Below are 26,703 nucleotides of genomic sequence, written 5' to 3'. Positions count from 1 at the left end.
CAAAGACCGCATGGATCTCAAGATCGCCGCCCGGATAACAGCCGTTCTTGCCCTTGGCGCCGCCATGACCGCCGCCTCCATGGCGCTGCGCGGCGGCGGCTCGCAGAACGCGTCCTCCCCGCGCTCTGCATATCCGGGCGGCGAGCCGGCTGGGGTCGAGCTTGCCCGATGCCGGGACATTGGCATGGCGGCGATTGATGACGACGCCTGCAGGAAAGCCTGGGCGGAAAGCCGCCGACGCTTCCTGCAACCATCCCGCCCCATCGCGCCAAACGCGGGTCCGTGGATCGAGAAGGACCAGAGCCGAATGCTGCCGCTCCAACCGCCAACTCCGCCTAGCGCGGAAGACCGGCTCCATCCGGAAACGGTGGCGCCATGAACGACACCGGCGTGATCGATCGCTTCCTGGAGACGTTTACCCGCTATATCGATTCCGGCTTTGGTCTGCTCGGTGGGGAAGTTGCGTTTCTTACTTCGACCCTCATTGTCATGGACATCACACTGGCCGGCCTGTTCTGGGCATGGGGTGCTGATGAGGACGTCCTGCACCGGCTAGTGAAGAAGACTCTCTATATCGGCTTCTTTGCCTTCATCATCGGCAACTTCAATCGTCTGGCCGGCATCGTCTTCGAGAGCTTTTCCGGGCTCGGCCTGAAGGCTGGAGGCTCGGCACTTTCAGGCTCGGCATTGCTGCAGCCGGGCCGCGTTGCACAAGTCGGCATCGATGCCGGCAATCCGATCCTCGAGGCCGCCAGCCAACTGATGGGCTACGTCTCGTTCTTCGAGAATTTCGTCCAGATCGTAGTGCTGATGATCGCCTGGGCGATAGTACTGATTGCGTTCTTTCTTCTGGCCGTCCAGATCTTCGTCACGCTGGTCGAATTCAAGCTGACGACGCTTGCCGGGTTTGTGCTGCTCCCCTTTGCGCTGTTCAACCGGACCGCCTTTCTTGCCGAAAAAGTGCTCGGCAACATCGTTGCCTCCGGCGTGAAGATCCTGGTCCTTGCCGTCATCGTCGGCATCGGCTCGGGGCTGTTCGCCGAGTTCACCCGAGGCTTCGGCGCGGAACAGCCCACAATCACGGATGCGCTGTCGCTTGTCCTGGGCGCCCTGTCGCTGATGGGGCTGTCGATCTTCGGTCCAAGCATTGCGACGGGGCTGGTCTCTGGTGCCCCCCAACTTGGCGCAGGTGCCGCTGTTGGCACGAGCCTCGTCGCTGGCGGCCTTGGCGCGGCCGGCGCTATGGGTGCTCGCACCGGATTGAGCGGCGCTGGCGCACTCAATGCCGGGGTGCGTATGTCGGCAGCGGCCGCACGCGGTGGCGCACACCTGGCCGGCAGCACTTCGGCCGCCTGGGAGCTTGGCGCAGCGACATCTGGACGAGGTGGTGCAGGCTCGGTCGCCGCCGGCGTGGCAGGTGTCGCCAGGGCCGGTGCCAGCGCTGCCGTTCGACCGGTGAAGCAGGCCATGTCACGCGCTGCGACGGCGTTGTCCGACAGCTATGAGGCCGGCCGCTTTGCGGCTTGGACTGCGACGAGTGGAGAGCGATCGTCGGGCACGGCCTCCTCCGGCGACTGGCCGTCCACCGGGGCCAGTGCCGACTCTCCGCCAGCATGGGCAAAACGCATGAAACGCAGCCAGGCCATGAGCCATGGCGCCAGCATCGCCGCCCATTCGGTCCACTCGAGCAATGATGGCGGCGGCTCGATGAATGTTTCCCTCGATCAGGACGACCGCTGATGACACCCTTTAGACGCCCTTTTGTTCGTTACTCAAAAACGCCTCACCCTGAGACGCCATATCAGCGCGCAGCCCAGATTTGGGACGAGCGCATCGGCTCGGCTCGCGTCCAGGCGAAGAACTGGCGGCTGATGGCCTTCGGCTCTCTCGTCTTGGCCGGCGGTTTTGCATCCGCATTGGTCTGGCAGTCGACGCGCGGCTCAGTGGTTCCCTGGGTGGTGGAAGTCGGCAAGTTCGGCGAAGCGCAGGTTGTCGCTCCGGCCGTTGCCGACTATCGGCCGACCGATCCGCAGATCGCCTGGCATCTGGCCCGCTTCATCGAACAGGTCAGAGGCATTCCGGCCGACCCGGTCATCGTCCGCCAAAACTGGCTGCGCGCCTACGACTACACCACAGACCGCGGCGCCATTTCCCTCAATGATTACGCCCGGTTGAACGACCCTTTTGCCAAATTGGGCAAACTCCAGATCGCCATCGAGGTTTCCAGCGTCATCCGTGCTACGCCCGATTCCTTTCGCGTCGCCTGGATCGAGCGCCGTTACGAGAATGGCAACCTGGCCGGCACGGAGCGCTGGACCGCAATCCTCACAATCGTGATTCAGCAACCCCGCGACGCTGACCGGCTCAAAGCCAATCCGCTTGGCGTCTATGTCAACGCCATCAGCTGGTCGAAGGAGTTTTCATGATGGGTGCAGCACCAACAAGAACATCGGCGAGACCGGCCACGCGCAATGCGCCCAAGGCACGTAGGCTTGCCCTGACACTGCTGTCGGCAACGGCGCTCGCCGGCTGTGCATCGAAGAAATACATTCCGCCGGAAATCGCCTACGACGATGCGGTGTCTGCGGTGCGCAGGGTCGAGCCGCCTGGTCCGGTCAAAGTGGTGGAAGTGCCGAAACCGCTTCCGCTGCCTGGTCAGTTGAAACCAGTCGACGCTACGAAGGTGAAGCCGGAGCCGACCGATCCGAAGCAGCGTATCAGCCAGGCGAACGAGGCAGCAAGGATGCAGCCGGTTCGCGACGGGTTCGTCAATGCCATCCAGCTCTATCCCTGGAGTGAGGGCGCGCTCTACCAGATCTATGCCGCGCCCGGCCAGGTCACCGACATCGCCTTGCAGCCCGGCGAGCAGCTTGTCGGCTCCGGGCCTGTGGCCGCCGGCGACACGGTGCGCTGGATCATCGGCGATACGCAAAGTGGGGCAGGGGAGCGCCAGCAGGTCCATATTCTTGTGAAGCCGACACGGCCGGATCTGCAGACCAATCTCGTCATCAACAGCGACCGCCGCACCTATCATCTCGAGCTGCGCTCGACCGAAAAGACCTACATGGCTTCGGTCTCCTGGCAGTACCCGCAGGACCAGCTGATTGCGCTGCGGCGCCAGAACGCGCAGGCTTCCGCCGCACAGCCGGTCGCGTCCGGCGTCGACATCCAGAAACTGAATTTCCGCTATCGCATCGAAGGCGACATGGCGCCCTGGCGGCCGCTTCGCGCCTTCGATGACGGTGCAAAAGTCTACATCGAGTTCCCGTCTGGCATAGGGCAAGGTGAAATGCCGCCACTCTTTGTCATCGGCCCATCGGGCGGCTCGGAGCTGGTCAACTACCGTGCTCGCCAGAACTACTACGTCGTTGATCGGCTGTTTGCCGCCGCTGAATTGAGGCTCGGCGACAAAACAAGCGAAAAGCGCGTCCGCATCGTGCGTACGGACGGCAAACGAACCTCGCCCAGCACGAGGCTGTTCCGATGAGCGACCCTGCAAATGCACCCAACCAGGACATTCGAGCGGAACTGCGCCTTCGGCCCGAACCGGCCAGGGTCACGCGACTGTCGCGCAAGGTGCTGATAGGCGTTGGTGGAGTTGCCAGCGCTGCGATCCTCGGCACGTTGATTTGGGCGCTCGACACCAGACAGCGCGGAACCGAACAGCCGTCCGAGCTCTTCACCACCGAAAACCGCTCAACGGCCGACGGGCTACAGAAGCTGCCGAAGGACTATGCCGGTGTTCCGCAACTCGGCCCCGCGCTGCCTGGCGATTTGGGCCGGCCGATCTTGCGCGCGCAGGAGCGCGGCCAGCCGATTGGGGCGTCCAACGTCAGTGGCCCGCGCGCCGATCCGGAGGAGCAGCGCCGACTGGCCGAGATCGAGGCCGCACGCGTGGCGAAGCTCTTCACCGATACGAACACGAGACCTGGTCCCACACGACAGGAGGCTGGCAGCAGGGTCATCGGACCGGACACCCAATCTGGTCTGACTCCGCCGCTTGGGCCGCCACCGATCGATCCTGGCGCCGCGCAAAACGTGCAGGATCGCAAGCTGGCCTTCGTCAATGCCGAGCCAGACCGTCGCACAATCAGCCCCAATCGGCTCGCCGAGAAGGCCTCGCCCTACGTGGTGCAAGCCGGCAGCGTCATTCCAGCTGCCCTTATCACCGGCATCCGCTCCGACCTGCCCGGCGAGATCACCGCTCAGGTCACGGAAAATGTCTACGACAGCCCAACCGGCTCATACCTTCTGATCCCGCAGGGTGCGCGGCTGATCGGCCAGTATGACAGCCAGGTCGCGTTCGGTCAGTCGCGCGTGCTGCTGGTCTGGAACCGGCTGATCATGCCCGATGGCACATCGATCGTGCTGGAGCGCCAGCAGGGCGCAGACACGCAAGGGTTTTCTGGCCTTGAAGACGAAGTTGACCATCATTGGGGCCAGATGTTCCGGGCCGCAGCGCTCTCGACATTGCTGGGCATTGGGACATCGCTCGGGTCCAGCGACGACGAAAGCGAAATCGCCAAGGCCATCCGCGAAAGCGCGCAGGACTCGGCCTCCGATATTGGCCAGCAGATCGTGCGCAATCAGCTCAACGTGCAGCCGACGCTCACGGTGCGGCCCGGTTTTCCGGTTCGCGTGATTGTCAATCGCGACCTTGTTCTTGTGCCTTACGGCAAGTCAAAGGGTCCGTCATGACCAAGCTGAAACGCTCCGCCATTCCCGATAACCGTCCGGTCAAGATCACCGTCGAACTGCCTGCCGCCGTTCATCGCGACCTCGTCGCCTACGCAGATTATCTGAACAGGCAACATGTCTTTGTCTCACAAGCAGGAGGTGAACAATGCCAGATCTGAGGCTCGGTCGGCTGCCGAAGGTTGGCGTCGTCCGCATGACCATCATCCTGCCGGAGCCTCTCAAGGAGGAACTCGATCAGTACGCGGCCGAGCACAGCCGGCTCTATGAACCCGTGGACACCGCTGCCCTGATTCCGCACATGCTGGAGGCCTTCGTCGGTTCGGATCGCGGTTGGCGCAGTCGTAAGGCGAAGGCCGGCCGTGCCCGCCAAAGAGGGGCGTCTCCGGCCAGCAGCACGACGCGAAGCGGTGCTGAAGGTGATGGCTCCGCCTGAAGCTGTCCCAGTGGCTTTACCCTAAGCGGAATGCCGGTTCCGACCCTAAGCGGAAGCTCGCTTGCTCCGGGCCAATTCACGGCCATCACCCGAAGCCGTCATCCAGTTGGTCGAGGCTGTGGGTTGGCAATGGGGTGGCGATGGGGTGGTAAGGGACGTTCGGCGGAGATGGGTTACACGCCAGGGACGCTTCGGAACAGACGGCGAATATTCGTTCCCTCCTTCCCTGAGCTTCGAAGTTTGTCGCTGCCTCCCCGGCTTTTATCGTGCTATGCTGTTAGTGGCCTTCCTGGAAGGGAAACGGAAATGTCCGGCATGTCAGCGTTGACGCGGACTTTCATTGCCGCTGTTCTTGTCGGCTGCGCGCTCGTCGTGTCGTCTGCCATCGGAGCGGGAGTTACCGAGGATGTCGCGACGGGAACGCGACTCGCGGAATTGCTCCGTGCGGGGCGACGTATCATATCGAACTACCAGACGCTCATCAATGATCCTGCTGTTGGCGACAAGCACCTCGACGGTGAGCGCATTACGAGAGAGGCCATCGCCGAATACTCAAAACACATCGGCAACGACCCGCTTTCCGGCGAATTGACCGAGCGCGACCGGCGTCTGCTTGAAGTCCAGATTGAGGCGATGCGAGAGGTGGTGGACGAACAGCAAGATAACATCAACCGCGCGGGAATCGCTTTCAAGGGCTTCGTGCCAGCCGTGTTTGCGCGTCTGATGAATGACAAGTTCGTCGCCAAGGCCGGCAACGAAGCTCGGGTGCGCGTGACTGCGCCAGAGCAACTCGTGCGCAACCGCAAATCGCTTCCGGACGCCTGGGAAGCACAGATCATCGAAAAGGTCTTGGTGGATCCGCAGAGAGCGAAGGGAGAAGCCTACACGGACGTCACAGAGGCGGATGGACGCCCGGCATTTCGAATGCTGCTGCCCGAATACTATACCGGCTCGTGTCTTTCCTGTCACGGCGAGCCGAAGGGCGAGATCGACGTGACAGGATATCCAAAGGAGGGCGGCAAAGCGGGCGATCTGGGAGGCGCGATCAGCATCGTCTTGTTCAAATGAGCGCTTTGGAACAATCACCGCACCAAGTGGAAGCCGTATCGGCGCCGGCGAGGCCACTTGCGCGTAGCTTCGCCAATCTACCGATTTCGGCCCGCATAGCTGCGCTGACAGCGGCCGGCCTTGTCAGCCTCATCGTATCGTCCATCTTTCTCACCCAGGCACTTTATCGCAGTGCAGATCGAACCGCGGAGACCAAGGCATTTTTCGACGTCGCGTCCACTGCGGCTGCGGCCCACGTAACATTCGGCGAATTGCGATACTGGCTGACTGATTTGTCGGTTAGCTTGTTGATGAATTCTCAGCGCAATGCCGAGCAGGCGCGCGAGCGACTGCTGGCACATCTGGACCGCCTTTCGAAATCATCACCGGATGCGGTCAGGGAAATCCGCGTTGAGATCGATGCCTATGTCAAAACGGCGTTACGAGCGGCAGACAGCTATACTCAAGACAACCGCATCATCGGCAACACTCTCCTCGCCGAGGCGCGCACCCACAGCGCAAATGTGGATGCCGCGCTTAACAAACTCGTCGAACGAGCGAGCGCCGAGGCAGAAGCCGCTCGCAACGAGGTCGTAACGGAAACCCAGAAAACGGCGACGACCGCTGCCGTGCTGGTGGCCATCGTGGTGATGATCGGGTCGCTTCTCACCATCCTTGTTCTTCGCTCGATCGTCGGCCCGTTGCGGCGCTTGAACCGGGTGATCGGAAATCTGACGGAAGGACGCTACGACGTCGAAATACAGGCAGAGGGAGGCGACGAGCTCGGCGCGATGGCGCGGACGCTTCGGCTTTTCCGGGCGAGCGCAATTGAAAAGCAAAGACTGGAAGATGAGGCGGAGCGGCAAAGACGGACGATCGCAGCGGCACTCGAGGCGATTTCTGACGGATTTGTCCTGTTCGATTCGGAGGACAAGGTCCTTCTTGCCAACAGCAAATACTGCGAAATCTTTCCCGGCAATGAGCGAGCTACTCTTCCTGGGCAAAGCCTTCAGGATATTCTGAAAGGACGCTTGGCGAGCGGGCACGTCGACCTTGAGGGCGCGTCGCCGGAGGAATGGATTGCGGAGAGGCTGCGCATCCAGAAGGATCCGGCAGGCTTCGTCCACGAGGGTCGCTTCGGAGAACGCTGGGTCCGCGTCAGCAAACGAAAGACCCCTGACGGCGGGACCGTCGCCGTTTACACCGACATCACGGAACTGAAGCAGAGAGAGGTCGAACTCGAGCGGGCCAAGAGCCATGCTGAAGCGGCAAATGAGGCCAAGAGCAGCTTCCTCGCGTCCATGAGCCACGAGCTACGCACTCCATTGAACGCGATCATTGGCTACAGCGAGATGCTGATCGAAGAGGCGAGTGACGAGCAAATGAACGAGTTTGTCCCAGATGTGGAAAAGATCGCAGGGGCCGGTCGCCATCTCCTCGCGCTCATCAACGACATCCTCGATCTGTCGAAGATCGAGGCAAATAAGATGGAAAATTTCCTGGAGACTTTCGACGTCGCCGACTTGTTGCGCGATGTCCAGGCCACAGTAGCGCCACTGATGGCGAAAAACAGAAACAGTTTCGTGCTGGACCTCGCGGGAGACCTTGGGAAAATGCATTCGGACCAGACGAAGTTGCGTCATAACCTCTTCAATCTACTCAGTAACGCGGCCAAGTTCACCGAAGTGGGCCGTGTAACGCTGGCGGTTCGACGCAACAGGACATCGGATGGCGACTGGCTAATATTCGTAGTGTCTGACACCGGGATCGGGATGACGCCAGAGCAACAAGAACGGCTCTTTGACGCTTTTACGCAGGCAGACGCGTCCACCACTCGCAACTATGGCGGAACGGGATTGGGCCTTAGCATAACCCGGAGTTTCTGCCGAATGATCGGAGGCGTTGTAACGGTCAAGAGCGAGTTCGGAAAAGGCTCGACCTTCACAATGGAGATTCCAGCCGAGTGCAACGAGGAATCTAGCGAGCAGCGACTCGCCGAACCGCTGTCGTCCAGGGCGTCGGACAAGGCGGTTCTGATCATCGATGACGAGCCTGCCGCCCGAACCCTTATCGCCAGGGCCTTGGCAGAAGCGGGACTGGCGTCGATCGAAGCAGCAAGCGGCGAGGAAGGAATAGCCGCTGCGCGAGCGCATCGCCCTGTCGCAATCGTTCTCGACATTATCATGCCGCATCAGGACGGCTGGTCAGTGCTGCGCTCGCTGAAGAGCGACAAGGAGCTCTGCGAGATTCCAGTAATCCTTGCGACGATACTTGCAGATCGCGAACTCGGCCTCTCACTCGGTGCGGTCGAATACCTAACGAAGCCGATCGACACGCGGAAGCTTGTTCGAACGATAGAGGCTTGCGGCAGTGGCAACCGCGATGTGCTTGTTATTGATGACGATCAAGCCTCGCGCGATTTCCTTCGGCGTATTCTGGTCAAGAAGGATTGGCGGGTTCACGAGGCAAGCGATGGCCTGCGCGGCCTCAAGCTGATGAAGCGGTTGTTGCCGCGTCTGGTCCTGCTTGATCTGCTGATGCCCGAAATGGACGGATTCGAGACCTTGAATGAGATGCAGCAGGTGCCCGAGCTGCAGAACATTCCGGTCGTCGTCGTGACTTCCAAGGATTTGTCGGCGGACGAGCTCAAATGGCTTCGCGACAGGGCGGTCGCGGTTGTGACCAAGGGCGCAAACAGTCGGTCTCAGTTGGTCGAGGCCCTCGAGCGCCAGATATTCCCACTTGGATCGACAGGTGCCAGCATTGCCGATCCCGGAACCGCCCCCATGGCTGAAGGAAGCCGAGGATGACGAGGATCCTTCTCGTAGAAGACAACGAATTGAATCGCGACATGCTCTCGCGGCGGTTGTCGCGGCGTGGGTTCGAAGTCCTGATTGCGGAAAACGGACAGTCGGGCGTGGAACTCACCGTTTCGGAAAGGCCGGATCTCATCCTCATGGATATGAGCTTGCCGGTCATGGACGGGTGGGAGGCGACCCGGCGGATCAAGGCTGATCCGGCCACCTCCGGGATCCCGATCATTGCGCTTTCTGCGCACGCGATGGCCAGCGATCGCGAAATGGCGCTCGAGGCCGGCTGCGATGACTACGATAGCAAGCCGGTGGACCTGTCGCGACTTGTCCAGAAAATTGAACAATTGCTCGCCGGGGATCGATGAGGCCCAGGCCGACGGTTTGAAAACATGACTGCCAAGAACAAGTTCCAACGCCATGCGATCGCCGTCCATCTGGCACAGCAGCTCGCCGGACCGGCGCGGGCAATCTCAGGATTTCAGGAGTTGCTGACCGAACAGGTGCAGGATCTCGGTCTGGTCCACATGACACCGGATCTGGAGAAGGTCAGCGCCGCTGCTTGCGAATTGAATGGCCTGATCGACAGCTTGATCTATGGCAAAGCCGACAATCAGAACCGGGCAGGGGTCGAGATCGAGGCGAAACTGCGCCACGACTTGCGAACGCCGCTCAACGCGATCATCGGCTATTCCGAAATGATTCGTGAAGAAGCCGAAGAATTGCACGAATACGCGCTGGAAGAGGATGTCAGGGTGATGCTCGCCGCGGCGGCCGAGTTGTTGGCGCATGTCGATGCAATCGCCGGCCTCTCGCGCGCACCCGACAGCGAGGAACCGCGGACCACGGATCAGGCTGAGATCGATGCGGCAGGACTCGAACGGGCACTGATCAAGACGGAGCACCCCGTAAGCTCCGGCTGTGGCCGCATACTTGTCGTCGACGACATCAGCAGTAACCGCGGTCTCCTGTCCCGCCGCTTGCAACGTGACGGTCATCAGGTAGTCACTGCCGAGTCCGGTCTGTCAGCGCTGGCTCACCTTGCGGAACACGAGTTCGACCTGGTTCTGCTGGACCTCCTGATGCCGGACATGAACGGCATCGAGGTGCTCTCACGATTGAAAGCGGAGCGCCGATGGCGGCATATCCCTGTCATCATGATATCGGGGTTGGACGAAGTGGACGCAGTGGTCCGCTGCATCGAGGCGGGGGCCGACGATTACTTGCCTAAACCTTTCAATCCAGTCCTGCTGCGCGCCCGGATCAACTCGAGTTTGGAGAAGAAGCGTTGGCTTGACCGCGAGCACCAGTATCTTCAGCGGATCGAGGTGGAGAAGGGGCGGGCTGACTCGCTTCTTCATGCGATCCTGCCCGGTCAGATCGTGGCACGGCTGCATCGGGGCGAAGAGTTCATTGCCGACCGGTTCGATGAAGTGACCATTCTTTTTGCCGATATTGTCGGTTTCTCGAGCATAGCGGCAAGGTTGCCGCCGTCGGACCTGATCAAGCGCCTCGACAGGCTATTCGGCACGTTCGACGTCTTGGCGGAGAAGCATTCCGTCGAGAAAATCAAGACCATCGGAGACGCCTATATGGCTGCGAGCGGTGTTCCCGAACCGGCAGCTGACCATGCCGACAGGATCGTGGCACTCGGGAAATCCATGCTGGACGCGTTGAAGCCCTTAGCTTGGGGCAACGATAGTTTTCGGATCCGCATTGGCGTGCACACGGGACCGGTGACCGCGGGCCTGATCGGCCGGCATCGGTTCGTCTACGACCTCTGGGGCGAGACCGTGAATATTGCAAGCCGGCTCGAGTCCCAGGGCGTGGCCGACCGCATGCAAATCTCGGAGGCAACCAAGCAGGCCCTGCGCACCTCCTGGAAGCTCGAACCGCGCTGTAATCTAGAACTGGCAGGTGTCGGCAGGATCGAAACCTATCTCGTTCAACACTGATCGGAACAATGTCTGACTGCCCTTAGGGAAATTTCGCGAAGCGATGCTCTGTGCTCGGACCGCCGGCGCTCCGCAGCGTGGCATCGAAAGTGGCCCCTGGCCAGTGCAAGCACTGGGGTTAGCCCTGTGACGAGGGCTACATCGCCACACCTGCTACCCGAGATGAGATAGTGGGTTTGAGGAGCGCTACCGCCTTTCGGCTTCGGCTATTCCAACACGGCATGCGTTGACGGAAGGGAGAGTGTGAGTTTGAAGACGCAGACTTCTCAGTGGCACTCCGTCTGGCTTCAACCTGAAAATGTCTCAATCGATCAACGCTCAGCAGTGAGATTCGCTGCAAGTGGTCTTCAAGACAGTCAACTGTCAGCGGCAAGCTGGGTCTCGAGATCGCCTTCTGAATTCGATATCAGGCGAGAGAACACTCGTTAGTCCGAATTGGCGGGCGCGGAGGAATACTGGTTTTTGCCTGTTGCCCTTGCTCGGCCCCGCCAATGCGATCCGTCGGGAAGTTTAGCCGATAATTCGCCTTGAGTCAGTGCGGCGACAAGTAGAGAGCAATCGAGTTCCTCAAGGAACGGAACCTTCAGGTCACTCTGAGCTGCCATCCGAAGCGATCTCAATCTTGCTGTCTTTTCGCTACGTTCGGCATGCTCAGCCTCGGCAATGACTTTCGCGGAGCGAATAAGCTTTCTATTTTCCAGCCAACACATGTGTTCGATCCTGCGAAATTTCTTCTTGGAGCTTGCCGCAGCTTTTCCGCGCGGATTTGCGCGACGATCAGCCCAGTTCGGATCCAATCCCGTTTTTCTGCTCGCCAAGCCTTCTCTGGCGCCAATACGTCGTCTTGCCCTCTCTCTTCGAGGTTGTCGCCCTTCATTGTAATGAATCCGGTTGATTGGTGATGGTGCCGCTCCCGCCACACGGTGCGGGCCGTCGGCTGGCAATAGCGGTCGGGCCTAATCGAAGTCTCGCAGACAGTTCCTATTCGCGCTAAATGACACGAAGGATCTTCAGCCCGGATAGAGCCTCGCTCACCGGAGGCCGCAGTTCTAGCTGTTGACGAACGCCATCAGCAATTCCGGTTCGGGTACGGGCGCCCGTACTACATTCAATTGACCTCGGTACCGGCGTTCGCCGGCCCCGATTACAAAGCCGCTGGCGATCGGTACTTCGCCGTTGGCGTCGAGTTGGGCAAAAATGTCGGCGACAGGGAGATCCAGCGCCAGCTTGAGATCTAGTCGTGCATCATTGTTTGGTCCGATCGGCAACTGACGCTTGACGAATTGCTGGAACGAAGCATTGAAAGTCAGGATCTTCTTCGATGACGCCAAGGCAAAAGCGGGCGAGGGGCAGGCAAGCAATATGGCATTGATCGTCCTGATCGATGCAAGCTTCCGCAGGGCCATGTTTTGATCCGCCAGCCCGTGTATGCAAGCCACCCGAATCGCCGATGTCAGGTTACCAGTCTTGGTCGGGCTGTCGGCGATCTCCTCGATCAGCATGCCGATTGTGCATTTCCTACTTTCAGCCATCTGCTTCAGAGATATCCAGAAAGCCTTTTCCAGACGAATGCCGCGGCGTATGCCGCCACGCGCGACGACCCGGAATTCCAGCCCGAAATCCTCTTTTGTGATCGTTAGAAGCAGCCGATCACGATTGATGGGAGGAGAGGTGGCGCTAGCGCTCACTCATGGTCTCCTGACGCGCCTTGTTGATCGGCTTTAAAAGGTAACTCAGAATCGCCTTGCGTCTTGATGTCTACTGAGCACATTATGCCCGGGATGGTTGAATAAGTCTCGCCATCCCTCGCGAGCGTCGATTTGTCCGCCGCGACACGAACCTGGTAAAAGGCTCCCCCGTTTTTCTGATCGACCAAACTGTCGGCGATCATGCTAGAGACCTTGCCTTCGATGCCGCCGAAGATCGAGAAGTCATAAGTGGTGACCTTTATCAGCGCCTCGCGGTGGTCGGGACGAATAGACGACATCGCGTAGCGAGACCCACACTTCGATCAGCAAGGTTTCGTGGGTTGGCACGATGTCAGCCACGAGCAGCAGGCTGGACGAAGGCACCGACGTCCACCCGACAAAAACGACGAAAAGCGCTCCCAGAACGAATATGGACGCCGACCCTCAAAGCGGCGGACGATCTTCTCTGGCAAGCATTCTCCACGCCCCCTTACCCCGCTTCTAATCGATCTTGCGGTAATAGACCTTGCCGTCAGGCTGCTCTATGCGCCGGTAGGAGGAGCTTGGGGCAGGGGGCACCGCTGCTGCGATCTTCCTTTTGGGCGGGCGTGGTGCTTCGACGATACTGCGTTCGGTCGCTTCTTCACCATCGAGATCGCTGACCGGCTCCGCCGTGGCGCTGGTCGTCTCAACAAAAGGCTCCGCCACGGTAGAAACGTCGTCGTTGACCAGCGGCAAGTTCTGTTCTATCCGAGCAATGCTGCCGTTGATCTGGCTGAAGCTACCCTGCAGTTGATTGTCCAGTTTTTCGAACCGGCTTTGAAAGCCGTTATTGACCATGTCGAGCCGGGCCGCAATCCGTTGCTCGAACGATCCGAGCTGTTCCAGCCTCCCTTCGACAGAGCGCAGATCGTTGATGCCGCGGAAGAGATAGACCGCGGCTATTAAATTTGCGGCTGTGATCAGCAAGGTGCCTGCAGCAACAACCCCGATCATCCTGGCATTGCTCGGTTTCCCAGCGACAGCTTGCTCTATAGCTTGGGTCGCCGGCCCAATGCCGATCGCCGGCATGTCCGGGTCGCTAATCATCGTCATTGGACCACCACCTTTGCACCGACCGAGACGCGCCTGAAAAGATCGATCACATCGGTGTTGGTAAGACGAAAGCATCCCGATGTGCCGTCGAAGCCAACGCCTGAAGGGTCGTTGGTGCCGTGTATGCGATAAAGCGTGTCGTGCCCGTCTCGGGATAAGTAGAGCGCCCGTGCGCCGAGCGGATTGTAGGGACCGGCCGGCACCATCTCCGGCAGCTCCGGCTGGCGCGCGCGCATTTCTCTCGGTGGGCGCCATTCCGGCCATTCGGTCTTCGCCCCCACTTCCACGGTGCCGGTCCAGCCAAATCCGTCACGCCCGACGCTGATTTGATAGCGCAGCGCCTCACCCTCTCGGGTCACAAGATAGAGCGCCTTCTCCTGCTTGCGGATAATGATCGTGCCCGGCTGTTCCGCGGTTTGGAAAAAAACGAACTTGCGCAGGCTGGGGCCCATGGCTGGCAGCGGCGGCTGGTCCGATAGCCCGGATCGGGCATGGGCGCAGTCCCAGGACGATGCCGCCAATGCCAGGCCCATGATGCAGGCGCCCGCAAGCGTTGGAACGAAGCGATATCTAAGTGTCATCGAGCCGCTCTTTGAACATCCGCTTCAGATCCTTGTTGAAGCGTGCCCGCCCGTCCACTTCGGAAGGCATGATGGCTCGGTTCAGCGCATCGGTCAGCAGCGCATTGTCCAAGGCAACCGATTTGATGTGCGGTGCCTTGAATATCTTTTCGAGTTCGCCGCGCGAAAAGTGATTGCCGAACCATTTGCTCTTGTGCTTGTTGGCGACCAGCGTGATGTTCACCGAATTGCCGCGCAAATCGCGGATCTTCTTGTAGAGCCGCTTGCCCTGCCGCAGCGAGGCGACGTTGAGCTCGAACACGATGAAGATCGCGTCGCTCGTGGAAAGCACAGGATTCTGCCAGGGAGTTTCGATGTTGGGCAGGTCGATGACGATGTCATCGAAGCGATAGGCGACGAGGTCCAGCAGCCGGAACACGAAATCTGCGCCCTGCGGCTCGAATGGCAGTTGCGGCCTTTCGAAGGCGTACAGCGTCAGGCCGGACGGGCGCGAGAGCTTGATGACATCCATCAGTTCGACATCGAGCCGTTCCGGCTGGCCGATGATGCCGGCAAGGTCGAACTGGTTGAAGAGGTTGAGATAGGCGCCACAATTGGCGCTTTGGAAATCGAGGTCGACGAGGCAGGTCGAAGCTGCACGTTCGGTGGATTTCGAGGCCAGGAACTCCGCCGCTGATAAAGCGAGCGTCGTAGCGCCGGCGCCGCCGCTAGCGCCGATAAAGGTGATGATGCGGCTCTTGGTGCCCTGGTTGCCGGTGTCGTGGAAGGTGACCGCGTTCAGAAGCTCCTTGGCGTCAAGTGGTTTGTGCAGCCAGTCCGAGGCGTTCATTCGCACCAGGATGCGCGTCTGTTCAGAGGTCAGTTCGTCGGAAACCGCAATCAGCGGCACGGCCGCCCACAGGGCGCGCCCTTCGATAATGCCAGGCTTGCCAAGCAGCTCGCCATTGGCAAGGTCGAGGATTACGATGCCCGGCCGCGTGTCGGGGGTCGGGCCTTTGAGAAAATCATCCGTTTCGGAAATCCGGACGTCATAGATCGCCAGCGCATCGAGCCGCGTCGCCACGTCATGCTTGAACTGCGAATCAGACGAGAACAGGGCGACCTGCTTTCGTTTGGTTGGGAGAACCTTCGTGTTGATGGCGTTCATGGTGATGTGCTCTTCAGGTCTTCGCCCGTAACCGTGCTTAGCATGGACGGCATGGTGAGGTTCGCAAAGCCCATCAGCCCTTGCAGAAAGAAGAACTGAAAGGTCACGTTTTGAAGACTTACGGTGATTGTTGGCACCGGTCCGCCCAGCCGGGTCTGATAGCTCAAGCCAGTGGCGCTGTAGGTGACCACCACGTTATCGCGGCGCAAGCGCGGAAAGAAATGGCACATCCCGGGCCGTTGATTTGCTGCGAGTGGGGGACAGGCATCATCGTTGGTGTTTGCCGTGTCCCCGCGGAAGATACGGCTGAAGTTGGCGGCATTGAATGTGCCGCCGTTGGTGCAAGCTCCTGTGCCAGCAGTATATCTGCAGACGAAGGGGCCATATGCCGCGGCAACGACTGGCGCACCCGGCGTCGTCGTCGGCGCCGCAGTTGCAAGGGCCGTCGCAATTGGGTCTGAAATCGAGGCCAGCCGGGCGCCGAGTTGGACCGCCTTGGTAGCAGCGTTCCATTGGTAGAAGGCGTGACCGAAATCGATGAAACCGAGGACAAGGGCAAACAGCAGCGTCGAAACGATGGTCATTTCGACCATCGCCGCGCCGTCGTCCGAATCCGCAAAACGCTTGAACATGGTCAGAACCGGATCAGCCGCTCCTCGTGAGAGCCGTTCAACGTGATCGGGCCGATGCCGATGATCGATAGCATGCCGACCCCGCCGTACGCCAAGGTACCCGCAGCCCTGACGATACAGACCTGCGCGGTGGTTGATCGATATTGCGCGACGCCGGCAACCACAGCGTCATGGCAGGAACCGGAGGCGGCGATTGTCACCGTCACATTCGATTTCTGCCAGCCGCTGACGCGTGCACTGCCTGTTCCCGCGGCATTGCCGAACACAGCGATGTTTGCAGCGATGTCGGCGCAGTTGATCGCCGCAAGCCCGGCTTGTGTATACAATTGGCTGTTGCAGCGCGCGGCGAAGCGGCTTGCATCTGAAAGTCCGGCCTCCATCAAGAGTTTTTCGTGAATCAGATTGCCGAACTCGAACACGCCACCCGCCAAAATCAGCATCAGCGGCGTGATCAGCGTCATTTCGATGAGCACTGCACCGCGTTGATCGCATCGAAATCTATCGAGATGACGCAATAGCATTCCAGTCATCGCCATCACCGGTAAAGCTGAGCTTCGTCGCGGAGGAAATTGTCTAGCGTGCCCTGGCCGCCACCCCCAGTAATGTCTACCAATTCAACCATCACGGATGCGTCTTCCGATGGCGACTTAACCGGTTCAGTCAGTAAAAAGCTTCCAAAAGCTTCCACCGGCAGATCCGTGCTGTGGCCTGACAGATCGCTGCCGGCAGCGCGGAGTGCATTGCAGTTCAGGATCGCACCGTAAATCAACCGACGGTCAACCGTCGTGACAAGGGGTTGGCAAGTTGCCGACGGGGTTCCGATCTCTCCACCAGTCGACGCCATGCCTACCAACCCGGCTGATATCTCGTAACGGTAGACCTGATAGCGCGTCGGCTTGGTCGTATTCCATGAAGATGGGTAGGCAGCGGAACCAAAGTTGGTGCTCCAGTAACCAGAGAAATTCCAATTTCCATCGCCCATTCGGCCGCCGAGGTATGGAGTGGTCGCGTCGCGTGGAAGGCCCATTGTTCCAGCTTGGGTGAATGAAAGTTGGTTCATGGAAGGACATTGGTTTGCGCTTCCTCGGGTCTTGATTGCCCCTTTGCGGACGTTCGCGGCTGGACCGTATTCAGCACTATTGAAATGGTTGCCGCTGGCTGCAATGCCGAAACGAACATTGAAGGCGTCTTGCACTGGGCCGGCGTTCTGGCCAGTTTTCGTGCTAACGTTGGCGGAACTGTAGCAACCAATCGGCCTTGATGTTGCAATCGTCTGAGCGAGGGCTTGAGCACCGTTCCCCACACCGGCCGGAGGTTCGAGGAAGCCGAAGTTACCAGGGCCAGCGGCAGCCCCATTTCCGACCTTCCTCAGTTCGATCAGTCGACGATGTACAGCCGGGTTGGAGACGGCCTGCTCAAGTGTGAATCCGCCCGCTGCATTCGTGCCGTTCACCGTCTCGTAAGGGTTGCACATAAAGACCGGCGTGAAATCGCACACGCCGGAAGTGAAGCCCGCCACAGCGACTGCGCCGACATTGAAATTGTTGCTGGCGCTGGATGACAAGAAGGAAGCCGGGAAGATTGCAGCAAACCCGACCGGGGCTACAGTGACTTCAACAAAACGGGCAAGTTTGGCGTCATTCAGCTCGTCGGTGATCACATTGGCCGGCACAATCGGGAGATTGTCGGTGGCCGGCAATGAGCGAAGATATCGGCGGGTCACTCCGGCGGAAGCGAGCGTTTGAGGAGGGCCGGCGGTCGAGAAGGTGTATCGATTGCGTACCAGCGTGGCGATCGCCCTATCAGCACGGCTGATGGAGTCCGACGTCCCATCCAGCTCAGCCGCGCCTGCCAGGGCAAACGCATCAGCCCCCTTCTGCAGATCGTTATGCAGATTGTTGAGCCGGCTCATGTCGATCACCAGCAGAGAAAATCCGATGATCGCCGGCAGCATGACGCTTACCAGTATCAGCGCTATTCCCCTCTGATCGTGCCAGAACGCGCGAATAATACGCAGCATGGCCTTGCTCTTTTTGCTCCTGGACGCCAGGATTCCTTGTTTACCTGACGCGCTGATCCTTCTGTTCAATCCGCCGTGTCTTGCGGCGTCCCGACATTGACCGTGATGGCCGGCGGCGGCGGTGGTGGCGGTGGGAACTTGTAACTCTGGGCAAGAGCAGCAGCGCGTGCGCCATCCCCTTCAATAGCGGTCTTTTTCGACGCCGGATTGAGCGGATCGACTGTCTGCAGAAGCGAATTGTATTTCTGGGTGTCGCCTGCGGCCAGTGTCACCGTGTCGTAGCGGTTTAGATAGTCGGCGCAGCCCGTCAGCCCGCTGGCACACAAAAGCATGATCAACATCCTATTTCTTGACATAGATCATTTTGTCCTTGGATTTCAGGTCGAGCATGTGGCCATAGGGGCCGACGACGCCTTCGCCCAGTTCATATTTGCGCACCATGTCCTTGGTTACTTCCAGTTGGCCGAGCACGAAAAATTCCGGGTCGTTGGCCGGCCGTGTCTTGTCGAATGGGGTCGCCAGTTGCTCGCCGGGTTTCACCGGGCGCACGATGTGCGGGGTGACGATGACGACCAGTTCGGTCTCTTCCTTCTGATTGCTTGAATTGTGGAACAGCGCGCCGACGATCGGCACTTGGCCCAGCCATGGCACCTGCCTCTGGATTTTGGTATTCTTGCTGGACAAGAGCCCGCCGACGGCGAAACTCTGGCCGTCGCGCAACTCGACGACGGTCGCCAGCTTGCGGGTGGTGAAGATCGGGTCGCCAGCCGGCGTGAAGCCGTTCAGGTCGCTTACCTCCGGCGCTAGCTTGATATGGATCTTGTCGTCGTTGAGCACGATCGGCGTGAACTGCAGATTCACGCCGAACTGCTTGTACACAATGTTGATCTGGCCGTCGCTGTCGAGGCTGCGGATGGGCACTTCACCGCCGGCGTTGAAGCTGGCCGGCTCGCCGGAAAGCGTGGTGAGATTGGGCTCGGCCAACATGCGCACGACACCCTTTGCCTCAAGCGCCTCGATGATCAGATCGACCTTGATGTTGCTGTCGATGACGCGAGTGATCAGCGCCGCGAACGGATTGGTGTTCGAGAGCAGGCCAGTGAGCAGACCGCCCGGTCCGAGCACAACGTTATCTTCATCGACGGCGGCAATGCCCGTTCCAGTTCGGGTCGTTCCGCTGTTGTTCGTGCTCCTGATCGACACACCAAGGTCGCGACCGGCATTGCGCTTGGCCTCGAGCACGCGCACTTCCAGATTCACTTGCTGGCTGTCATCAACGGTAACGGCATTGATAATCGCGTCGGGACCGTATTGCTGGGCCACTTCCAGGATCGACGCCAGCGTCGCGCCGTCTTTCACATGCCCGCCGAGCCGGACCTTGCCATTGACCGAGCCGATATCGATCCGCGATCTGGGCGCTACCTGCCGAATTGCTTGCGCCATATCGTTGACGTCGACGCCGACCTCGATCTGGATTACGCCAAGCGAGCGCTTGTCTTCGGAAAAGAGATTGACGGTTGTGGTACCGGCGCCCTTGGCAATGACGTAGAGCGTCTTGTCCGTCATCGGCTGGGCATCTGCGATCTTCTCGTCGGCGACGACGATATCGCCAAGAGTGGCATTCACCTCAATCGTCAGCGATTGCGACATGGGCAGGAAGACACGATGGACCTTGGGGTTCGACACGTCGATACGGCGATCGGCTGCCGTAGCCTCAAGGCCGATCGGCAGTAATATCACCGAACAGGCCAGCGCGGCGGCTGCCAGTGTTTCCCGGACCGTTCGCATCTACATTCCCCCCTTTGGCGGCTCTTCGGACGCTCTTTATCTCAACATACCAGAGTTATCTTTGTCGCGGTACGTCATATTTTTCGAGCTTCACGCCCCGAAAAACGCCGATAGTCGCACGGGCTGACGGCTCCGGCTGCACATATTTGATCACTTCCTTAACGACCTCTTGCGCTTCGGGTGCCGAGGTCACGGCCGGAGCAGGCTTTGCTTTGCTCAAGTCGTCGAGCCGGTTTCCGACCTGTTCGACGGCCCGAGTCAGGCCATTGATCTTGTCGTCCGCGCGCTTGCGCTCGGCTGCCGCAGCAGCATCGGCCGTCGCCTGCCTGGCGAGTTCGGCCTGCCTGGCTGCGACATCGGCCGGCGTTTCGCCGGTCAGGTCGGAAAGCGTGATGCGTTGGGTGATCTCGTCCTTGCCGGCGGCTGCCTGGCGAAGCGCGAGCGACAACTGGCCGGCGCCGGCGGCCAGCGTCAGCTTCTGGGCGTCCTTGGTGCTAGCCTCGACAGTCACCGATTTCACCACCGTCGGGCTGTCGGTGCTTTCATCGGCGACCTGGTCGACGGCGAGCACCTTCATGCTCTGCAACAGCACGTCGACGAAACTCTGGTCTGCATCTCCAGGGTTGCGCACGGTGCGCGTCAGGAGCACATCGACCCGATCACCTGGGAAAACGAATCCTGCGACGCCGAGCACATCGTTGACTCTGATGGAAACAGCTTTCATGCCTTCGCCGAGCACCGCCGAAAGCGTGGCGCGCTGGCCGGGGCCGGTAATCTTGGTGGCGAGAACGGGTTCATTGGCGCCGATCGCCTGCAGCGCCTGCTTTGTGCCTTCGCCAGCGAGTAGATCTTTTGTCGTCTTGAAAGCCCCGGCCGGAACCGCGCCCGCCGGCCATGTGATTTCACGCAGCTTGTCGGCCGACAGCGTGTCGCCGAATTTCAAAGATACGGCCGCCACCACGACGGTATCGCGCGGCACGTCCGTCTTCGCCATAGCGCTGCGTTGGCTGGTCAGCCAGATATTGGCGAGAACCACTGCGAGCACGCCGAATACGCCGGCGAGAACGATCATGATGACAGTGTTTGCACGCACTTTCTTTTCCCGCCAGACTCCGTTCACCCACCACCTGGATCGACGCCGGGGACCTCCCCGGCGTCGATGATAGGACTAAGCTATCACGGCAATAACGCGTAAAGCCCCGTCCATTGGGTGCTGACCCAGCCACCGACAAGAATGATCGTGGCGATCACCGCCACGGTGATGATGCCGAGCAGGATGGTATATTCGACCATGGCGGCGCCGTGTTCGTCGTCGCGGAACTGCCGGGTCATCGTCATGAGCTTTTTCATGCCAATTTCTCCCTTTGGAGGTTCAAACCCTGACGAGACGAGCCAAGGATGAAATCGCATACCTGAGCATCCTCCGTCGACCTAATCCTAGGGGCCGATAAAAAGCAGAGTCAAATATGTTAGTGGTTCTTTAACTTATTTATACCTGTGCTATGCCTGAAATGGTAATATCGTTTCGAGGTCTCTCTGCAGCAAGACGTTGATTCTGCCTGCTTTTCGCCCGTCTTTAACCATCCGTTCACAATTTCGCCGCGTCTGTGGCAGAAGCGAGGCGATATTAGCAGATAGGCATATGCCATTATATCCAAGGGCTTGCCAGAGCCCGTAAGGGCCATCGTGGCCAAAAAGACGCAGGGCGATGTTTTGGCAGGCCCTTGTATATTTACGGTCGGACGCCTCGTTCGAATAGATGAGATGTTTTTTCGACCTGGATGTTAAATATGCACGAAGTATTGAGTTCGGGAACGTGCTCGGTGCCTGCTGTCTTGCGGGTATTCCCCCCAAGGCGTGTCCAAAGGGGTTGCGCAAAATGCTGGGCCGATTCACGAAAGGGCCAAGCGAGCCGCGGGTCGAGCCGAAGCTTGATCCGATCGTGCCGGCAGTCCCCGTACTGTCCCGTTCTGCGGAATTCGAATCGCCGGGGGATGATTTCCTTACGCTCAAGGTCGAGCTCCACCGCCACTTGATTGATCGCTTCAACCTGACGGCCCTTGAAAGTGCGTCCAAGGAGGAAATCCTGAACGAGATCCGCCCCATCGTGCGGGAATTCGTTCGTGCTCGCAACGTGCCGCTTAACGCCCGCGAACTTGACCAATTGACCAGCGACACCGCTGACGAGATGCTCGGGCTGGGTCCGATCGAGCCTTTGCTCAAGGATGATTCGATTTCCGATATTCTGATCAACACCCACAAGCGAGTCTTCATCGAGCGGCGTGGAGTCATAGAGGAGACGGCGATCCGCTTTCGCGATGAAGCCCATCTGCTACGTGTCATCAACAAGATCGTCTCGGCTATCGGCCGGCGTGTCGATGAATCGGCGCCAATGGTCGATGCGCGGCTGGAAGATGGGTCGCGAGTCAATATAGCTGTGCGGCCGATCTCGGTGGATGGCCCGCTGGTCTCGATTCGCAAGTTCTCCAAGAACCCCTATTCGCTCGAACGTCTGATGGCGTTTAATTCGATCCGGCAACCGATGGTCGACCTGTTGCGCATTGCCGTGCAGGCCCGCAAGTCGATCCTGGTTTCGGGCGGCACAGGCAGCGGCAAGACGACCCTGCTCAATGCCCTGTCGAGCTACATCCCAGCCAGGGAGCGCCTGATCACCATCGAGGACGCAGCGGAACTGCAACTGCAGCAGCCGCATGTGGGCCGTCTCGAGACGCGTCCGCCCAATGTTGAGGGCAAGGGCGAAGTTCGCCAGCGCGAATTGCTAAAAAATGCGCTTCGCATGCGGCCGGACCGCATCATCGTCGGCGAGGTGCGCGGCGAGGAAGCCTTCGACATGCTGCAGGCTATGAACACCGGCCATGAAGGTTCAATGACCACCATTCATGCCAACACGCCCCGAGATGCGATATCGCGATTGGAACAGATGGTCGGTATGGCCGGCATGCCGATGAGCCACGATTCAATACGGGCTCAGATTGCCTCGGCCATCGACATCATTGTGCAGACGCAACGGCTTTCCGATGGTGGAAGGCGGGTTGTTTCCATATCAGAACTCACCGGTATGGAAGGCAATGTCGTACAGGTTCAGGAACTTTACCATTTCGTCCGCCGCGATGTGAATGCCGAGGGCCAGATCGTTGGTGAATTTCGGGCGACCGGCATTCGTCCGCGCTTTGCCCAGGAAGCGGCGACCCTTGGCCATCAGTTCGCCAAGGACGCGTTCAACCCACAGGTCCCGCTCTAATGTTGACCGGCCAGACATTGCTCTACTTCATCTATGTACTGGCGGCTGCGTCGCTCATCCTCGCGGCCGAGGCTCTGTATGTGACTTACTCCAAGCGGCGCTCAACGGTCAGCACGATCAACCGTCGACTGAAGCGGCTCGCCGACGACGCTCCGGCCGAACAGACCTTGCAGCGATTGCTGCAAGAACGTGGGCTTACCAGCTCGGGCGACTTTCTTTTCAATGCGGTCGGCCTGAACAGGCTGTACACGCAATCCGGCGTTACCGGAAATCCGCTGTCGTTCGTCGCGACATTTGCTCTCGGTGGACTGGCCCTGGCACTGGTATTTGCGTTCCTGCTGCACTTCTCCGCCGTGTTTTCGTTTATCATCTTTCTGCTCATCGTATTCCTCCTGCCGTTTCTGGTTCTCCGCCGCGCGCGCGCCAGGCGAATCCAGAAATTCGCGAAGCAATTGCCGGATGCCCTTGAGATGATCGTGCGTTCGCTGCGTGCCGGTCATCCGACTTCCGTGGCTATAAGCCTTGTTGCACGAGAAATGCCTGATCCGCTGGGCACCGAATTCGGCATTGTTTCCGACGAGATCACCTTTGGCCTCAGCCTTGAAAACGCGGTGCGAAAACTCTCGCAGCGCGTCGGTTTCGAAGGTCTGCATTTGCTGTCGGTGTCGCTGTCGATTCAGGCCAAGACCGGCGGCAACCTTACTGAAATTCTGTCGAATCTCTCAGTGGTGCTGCGCGAAAGGCAGAAACTCAGGTTGAAGATTCGGGCGCTCTCTGCCGAGGGGCGAATGTCCGCGTGGATCATTTCCCTGTTTCCTCTTTTGATGCTCGCCATCCTCACGGGCCTAGCCCCCAGCTACTACGGTGATGTATGGGGCAGCCCCTTGATCATGCCTGTGTTCTTGGTTTTCGGGTTCTGGGCGCTGCTCGGCGACTTCATCATGTACCGTATGGTCAATTTCGATTTTTGAGCGATCGGAGCTATAGAAGTTGTGACCCAGGATCTGAGCCTTCTGGTGTCCATCGCCGTCTTCCTGGCGGCCGTAGCGCTGTTTCTGGTGGGCGCGCTCGTCGTCTTGCCGGCGCTGCAGACGAGGAAACTGGTTGCGCAAAGCCTGCTGGCAGAGGGCATTCCCAACCGCCGCTCGCTTTTGGGCCAGGAAGAACTGGCCAAGATTTCAGCACAGCGGCCGGTCGACGCCTATTTCAGATCGATCGAAAAGGAACGTGACGAGCCAAGTGCGCTGGACGCAAAACTTTTTCGCGCCGGCTTCTATCAGTCAAGCGCGCCATTGATCTATACTCTGTCACGCCTTGGCGCGGTCTGTCTTGGCTTTTCCGTGACGTATGCGCTCCTGTCGCGGATGTTGCCACCCGAACTTCCCGGTCTTGTCGCCTTTGCAGGCTCTGCCCTGCTTGGGCTGGGATGCATCGTGATTCCGAGCATCGCTCTCGATCGGTTCGAAAAGGGACAAAAACAGATATATCGTCGCGGCTTTCCGGATTTCATGGACATGATGATCACCTGTGCCGATGCCGGCATGAGCCTCGAAGCGGCTGTCGAGCGTGTCGGCAGCGAACTGGCTGGCACCCATAGATGGCTCGGCATCCAACTCGCAATCATGAATCTTCAGTTGCGCGCGGGCAAGCCGTTGCGCGAGGCCCTGCGCGAATTATCCGACCGCGTTGGACTGGAGGAGGCGCGCGCGCTGGCTGTGCTGTTCCGTCAATCGGAAGAGCTCGGTACCAGTTTGACGGACGCCTTGCGCGTCTACAGCGACGAAATGCGGGGACAAAGAATTCTCTTCGCCGAGGAACGCGCCAATGCTTTGCCTGTCAAGATGATGATACCGCTGGGGCTATGCATCTTTCCTGTTGTGATGATGGTCGTGATGCTTCCGGTGATCATTCGAATGAAGGGCATTTTCTTCTAGACAGGGATGTGCTTTGGTCAGGGGACCGGATCGGCAAGATCCCTGGGGGATAAAATGAAAAGGCCAATGTGCCTCGTTGCCGCTGCCAGTTTGCTGGTTGTCGTGCTTTCCGGTTGTCAGTCGAATGCGACGGACCCAACGGGGGTCGTCCGGACTAACGAGCCGGCGAAAGTGGAGCTTACTGCCTTCGGCGATGCCTTCGACGGACTGAAGACGGTCAGCGACGTCGAATATTATGCCTCCGACCAAGCCGTTGCCGAAGCCAAGAACCAGTTCCGCTCGGAAAATTATGGCAATGCGGGCGCCCTGTTCTACAAGGCGACGCAACTCGCCCCCAACGACGGTGCCGCATGGCTGGGCCTCGCCGCCTGCAGCGACCGCATCCACCGCTTCGATCTCGCCGACAGGGCCTATGGCCAGGCCTTCCGGCTCATTGGGCCAACGCCCGAATATTACAACAATGTCGGCTATTCCTATCTGCTGCGCGGCAAGCTGCAGGACGCGCGCAGTAATTTCCTCAAAGCATACGAACTGGCTCCCAATGATCCGACCGTCGCCAACAATTTGCGACTCCTGTCGTCCAGCGTGAAGAATCTCGAACGGTAAGGCGCTAGCATGTTGCTTGCCGGAGCGCTGCTGATGAAGGGGCTAGCGGTTCCTTTGCTGGCAAGGATTGCATGGCTCGACTTCACGACCCAAAAAATATCTAACCGTGACGTGCTGCTGCTTTTGTGTCTTGGGCTGGGTTCGCTGCAGGTTATGTCGATCCTCAGCGGGTCGTGGTGGAACATGGGCCTGAGCGCGGTTGCCGGCCTACTGCTGTTCGTGGCGCTTTTCTTGTTGTGGGCCATGCGCAAGGTCGGCGCTGGCGATGTCAAACTGATGGCGGTGGTTTCGTTTCTGATCGGCGGCAGCGGGCTTCTGGTGTTTTCCGTGCTGTTGCTGGTCTTCGCGCTTGCGACCGCGTTAGTCGTGAAGAATCCCTTGATGCTGCCCGAAGGGGCCTTCCGCGTCTACGTTCAGCATCTGGACCGCAAAGGCGTCGTCCCCTTCGGCGTGCCGATCTCGATCGCTGCTATCTGCACGCTGGCGCTACAGATCTATGGCAACGCACGGTTCTAGTGGTTAAGATCTAACGATTGGTACCCGATCGTAAGCGCGGCCACATCGCGAGCGCCTCCGTCTTCCTATCGGAAGAAAGGTCTGACGCCATCTTGCCGCAAATGTTATATCTAGCGATCCGTCCTCGGTCGAAGAAGGATCGCATCAATGGACGATTGGAGAATCGGGAATATCTGGGTAACCAGAATTCTGGAGATGTGCGACCCTCTGCGGACGCCGTCGGAATGGTTCCCCGACTGCACCGACGAAGCACTCGAACCGCATCTTCATTGGCTCACGCCCCGATTGATATCGCCGGCAACCGGCCGGCTTATTCTTCCCATCCAGAGTTTTCTGGTTCGTACCGGCCACCACACCATTCTGGTCGACAGTTGCGTCGGCAACGACAAGACGTGCGCATACTTCCGGCGATACCCTCCGGCGAAGGCCGCCTTGCGAGAGGACGGCACGGTAGCGAGGCTGCGCTCTTAAGGTCGCCCTTACGAGCGAAG

General features: G+C 59.4%; 28 protein-coding genes and 1 pseudogene. 16 read left to right on the top strand and 13 right to left on the bottom strand.

Annotated elements, in window-relative coordinates; genetic code table 11:
* Positions 1–10 precede the first annotated feature (10 nt).
* From trbK-alt to NKH04_RS28995, 11 genes and pseudogenes are all read left to right on the top strand, one after another.
* Positions 11–379: a putative entry exclusion protein TrbK-alt gene (gene trbK-alt, locus NKH04_RS29045; RefSeq protein WP_352474828.1), complete on the top strand. Its 369-nt coding sequence runs from the start codon at positions 11–13 to the stop codon at positions 377–379.
* Entirely contained in the window at positions 376–1,740 is a 1,365-nt protein-coding gene (gene trbL / locus NKH04_RS29040; RefSeq protein WP_353023679.1) for a P-type conjugative transfer protein TrbL, read from the top strand. Before trbK-alt ends, trbL begins: the two co-directional genes overlap by 4 nt.
* Positions 1,740–2,426 carry a conjugal transfer protein TrbF gene (trbF, locus tag NKH04_RS29035; protein WP_353023677.1) on the top strand — a complete coding sequence of 229 codons (687 nt, stop codon included), beginning with the start codon at positions 1,740–1,742 and terminating at the stop codon, positions 2,424–2,426. Before trbL ends, trbF begins: the two co-directional genes overlap by 1 nt.
* Positions 2,426–3,487, top strand: coding sequence for a P-type conjugative transfer protein TrbG (trbG, locus tag NKH04_RS29030; RefSeq protein WP_353045349.1), 1,062 nt, complete (start codon positions 2,426–2,428; stop codon positions 3,485–3,487). The genes trbF and trbG overlap by 1 nt, the downstream gene beginning before the upstream one ends.
* Positions 3,484–4,698: a TraB/TrbI/VirB10 family type IV secretion system protein gene (locus tag NKH04_RS29025; RefSeq protein ID WP_353023674.1), complete on the top strand. Its 1,215-nt coding sequence runs from the start codon at positions 3,484–3,486 to the stop codon at positions 4,696–4,698. The genes trbG and NKH04_RS29025 overlap by 4 nt, the downstream gene beginning before the upstream one ends.
* Positions 4,695–4,811: pseudogene (locus NKH04_RS29020) on the top strand (DUF2274 domain-containing protein); the annotation flags it as partial. The gene NKH04_RS29025 and the pseudogene NKH04_RS29020, both read left to right, overlap by 4 nt.
* 32 nt (positions 4,812–4,843) lie before the next feature.
* Positions 4,844–5,131, top strand: a complete 288-nt coding sequence (locus tag NKH04_RS29015) for a DUF2274 domain-containing protein (protein ID WP_352474823.1) — start codon at positions 4,844–4,846, stop codon at positions 5,129–5,131.
* Positions 5,132–5,437: 306 nt separating this feature from the next.
* Positions 5,438–6,199 (top strand): Tll0287-like domain-containing protein, encoded by a 762-nt coding sequence (locus NKH04_RS29010; RefSeq protein ID WP_352474822.1) that lies wholly within the window; start codon positions 5,438–5,440, stop codon positions 6,197–6,199.
* Entirely contained in the window at positions 6,196–8,988 is a 2,793-nt protein-coding gene (locus tag NKH04_RS29005) for an ATP-binding response regulator (protein ID WP_352542693.1), read from the top strand. The genes NKH04_RS29010 and NKH04_RS29005 overlap by 4 nt, the downstream gene beginning before the upstream one ends.
* Entirely contained in the window at positions 8,985–9,356 is a 372-nt protein-coding gene (locus tag NKH04_RS29000) for a response regulator (protein ID WP_352542692.1), read from the top strand. Before NKH04_RS29005 ends, NKH04_RS29000 begins: the two co-directional genes overlap by 4 nt.
* Before the next feature lie 24 nt (positions 9,357–9,380).
* Positions 9,381–10,943 (top strand): adenylate/guanylate cyclase domain-containing protein, encoded by a 1,563-nt coding sequence (locus NKH04_RS28995; RefSeq protein ID WP_352996964.1) that lies wholly within the window; start codon positions 9,381–9,383, stop codon positions 10,941–10,943.
* 425 nt (positions 10,944–11,368) lie between these two features.
* On the opposite strand, the gene NKH04_RS28990 is transcribed toward NKH04_RS28995, so the two are convergent.
* The 13 genes from NKH04_RS28990 to NKH04_RS28930 all read right to left on the bottom strand — a co-directional run bounded on the left by NKH04_RS28990 (position 11,369) and on the right by NKH04_RS28930 (position 21,244).
* Positions 11,369–11,761, bottom strand: a complete 393-nt coding sequence (locus NKH04_RS28990) for a hypothetical protein (protein ID WP_353023670.1) — start codon at positions 11,759–11,761, stop codon at positions 11,369–11,371.
* Positions 11,762–11,992: 231 nt separating this feature from the next.
* Complete coding sequence (locus tag NKH04_RS28985; protein WP_352996961.1) at positions 11,993–12,631, bottom strand: ribbon-helix-helix domain-containing protein; 639 nt, start codon at positions 12,629–12,631, stop codon at positions 11,993–11,995.
* A complete protein-coding gene (locus NKH04_RS28980) occupies positions 12,628–12,930 on the bottom strand; it encodes a beta-barrel domain-containing protein (RefSeq protein ID WP_352819405.1) in 303 nt (100 codons plus the stop codon). Before NKH04_RS28980 ends, NKH04_RS28985 begins: the two co-directional genes overlap by 4 nt.
* A 202-nt stretch (positions 12,931–13,132) precedes the next feature.
* Positions 13,133–13,726, bottom strand: a complete 594-nt coding sequence (locus NKH04_RS28975; protein ID WP_352542687.1) for a hypothetical protein — start codon at positions 13,724–13,726, stop codon at positions 13,133–13,135.
* Positions 13,723–14,307 (bottom strand): L,D-transpeptidase, encoded by a 585-nt coding sequence (locus NKH04_RS28970; RefSeq protein WP_353023668.1) that lies wholly within the window; start codon positions 14,305–14,307, stop codon positions 13,723–13,725. The genes NKH04_RS28975 and NKH04_RS28970 overlap by 4 nt, the downstream gene beginning before the upstream one ends.
* A complete protein-coding gene (locus NKH04_RS28965; protein WP_352996955.1) occupies positions 14,297–15,454 on the bottom strand; it encodes a CpaE/TadZ family protein in 1,158 nt (385 codons plus the stop codon). The genes NKH04_RS28970 and NKH04_RS28965 overlap by 11 nt, the downstream gene beginning before the upstream one ends.
* On the bottom strand, positions 15,451–16,086 hold the full coding sequence (locus tag NKH04_RS28960) for a TadE/TadG family type IV pilus assembly protein (RefSeq protein WP_352473002.1): 636 nt from the start codon (positions 16,084–16,086) through the stop codon (positions 15,451–15,453). Before NKH04_RS28960 ends, NKH04_RS28965 begins: the two co-directional genes overlap by 4 nt.
* A gap of 2 nt (positions 16,087–16,088) precedes the next feature.
* Positions 16,089–16,607: a TadE/TadG family type IV pilus assembly protein gene (locus NKH04_RS28955; RefSeq protein WP_352473017.1), complete on the bottom strand. Its 519-nt coding sequence runs from the start codon at positions 16,605–16,607 to the stop codon at positions 16,089–16,091.
* Positions 16,608–16,621: 14 nt separating this feature from the next.
* Positions 16,622–18,175 carry a TadE/TadG family type IV pilus assembly protein gene (locus NKH04_RS28950; protein WP_353045348.1) on the bottom strand — a complete coding sequence of 518 codons (1,554 nt, stop codon included), beginning with the start codon at positions 18,173–18,175 and terminating at the stop codon, positions 16,622–16,624.
* Positions 18,172–18,438 (bottom strand): hypothetical protein, encoded by a 267-nt coding sequence (locus NKH04_RS28945; RefSeq protein WP_352542684.1) that lies wholly within the window; start codon positions 18,436–18,438, stop codon positions 18,172–18,174. Before NKH04_RS28945 ends, NKH04_RS28950 begins: the two co-directional genes overlap by 4 nt.
* A 10-nt stretch (positions 18,439–18,448) precedes the next feature.
* Complete coding sequence (locus tag NKH04_RS28940) at positions 18,449–19,894, bottom strand: type II and III secretion system protein family protein (RefSeq protein WP_352542683.1); 1,446 nt, start codon at positions 19,892–19,894, stop codon at positions 18,449–18,451.
* Positions 19,895–19,949: 55 nt separating this feature from the next.
* A complete protein-coding gene (cpaB, locus tag NKH04_RS28935) occupies positions 19,950–20,987 on the bottom strand; it encodes a Flp pilus assembly protein CpaB (RefSeq protein ID WP_352502861.1) in 1,038 nt (345 codons plus the stop codon).
* 83 nt (positions 20,988–21,070) lie between these two features.
* Positions 21,071–21,244: a Flp family type IVb pilin gene (locus NKH04_RS28930; RefSeq protein ID WP_352472996.1), complete on the bottom strand. Its 174-nt coding sequence runs from the start codon at positions 21,242–21,244 to the stop codon at positions 21,071–21,073.
* A 529-nt stretch (positions 21,245–21,773) separates the two neighbouring features.
* Between NKH04_RS28930 and NKH04_RS28925 the strand changes: the two genes are divergently transcribed.
* From NKH04_RS28925 to NKH04_RS28905, 5 genes are read left to right on the top strand one after another with little or no spacing between them, the layout of a single operon-like run.
* The gene (locus NKH04_RS28925; RefSeq protein WP_352816887.1) at positions 21,774–23,156 is read left to right on the top strand and encodes a TadA family conjugal transfer-associated ATPase; all 1,383 of its coding nucleotides are present in this window, start codon (positions 21,774–21,776) and stop codon (positions 23,154–23,156) included.
* Positions 23,156–24,127, top strand: a complete 972-nt coding sequence (locus NKH04_RS28920) for a type II secretion system F family protein (RefSeq protein ID WP_352542681.1) — start codon at positions 23,156–23,158, stop codon at positions 24,125–24,127. The genes NKH04_RS28925 and NKH04_RS28920 overlap by 1 nt, the downstream gene beginning before the upstream one ends.
* A gap of 45 nt (positions 24,128–24,172) precedes the next feature.
* Complete coding sequence (locus tag NKH04_RS28915; RefSeq protein ID WP_502898822.1) at positions 24,173–25,090, top strand: type II secretion system F family protein; 918 nt, start codon at positions 24,173–24,175, stop codon at positions 25,088–25,090.
* A 54-nt stretch (positions 25,091–25,144) separates the two neighbouring features.
* A complete protein-coding gene (locus NKH04_RS28910; RefSeq protein WP_353045347.1) occupies positions 25,145–25,696 on the top strand; it encodes a tetratricopeptide repeat protein in 552 nt (183 codons plus the stop codon).
* Positions 25,697–25,705: 9 nt separating this feature from the next.
* Positions 25,706–26,212 carry a prepilin peptidase gene (locus NKH04_RS28905; RefSeq protein WP_353023667.1) on the top strand — a complete coding sequence of 169 codons (507 nt, stop codon included), beginning with the start codon at positions 25,706–25,708 and terminating at the stop codon, positions 26,210–26,212.
* The last annotated feature ends 491 nt before the right edge of the window (positions 26,213–26,703 follow it).

Origin of the sequence: Mesorhizobium sp. M1365 (assembly GCF_040317865.1) — a bacterium.
In the GTDB taxonomy this organism is placed as follows: Bacteria; Pseudomonadota; Alphaproteobacteria; order Rhizobiales; family Rhizobiaceae; genus Mesorhizobium.
The sequence above is the reverse complement of the archived record's forward strand: the minus strand, read 5'-3'. Positions and strand labels throughout refer to the sequence as shown.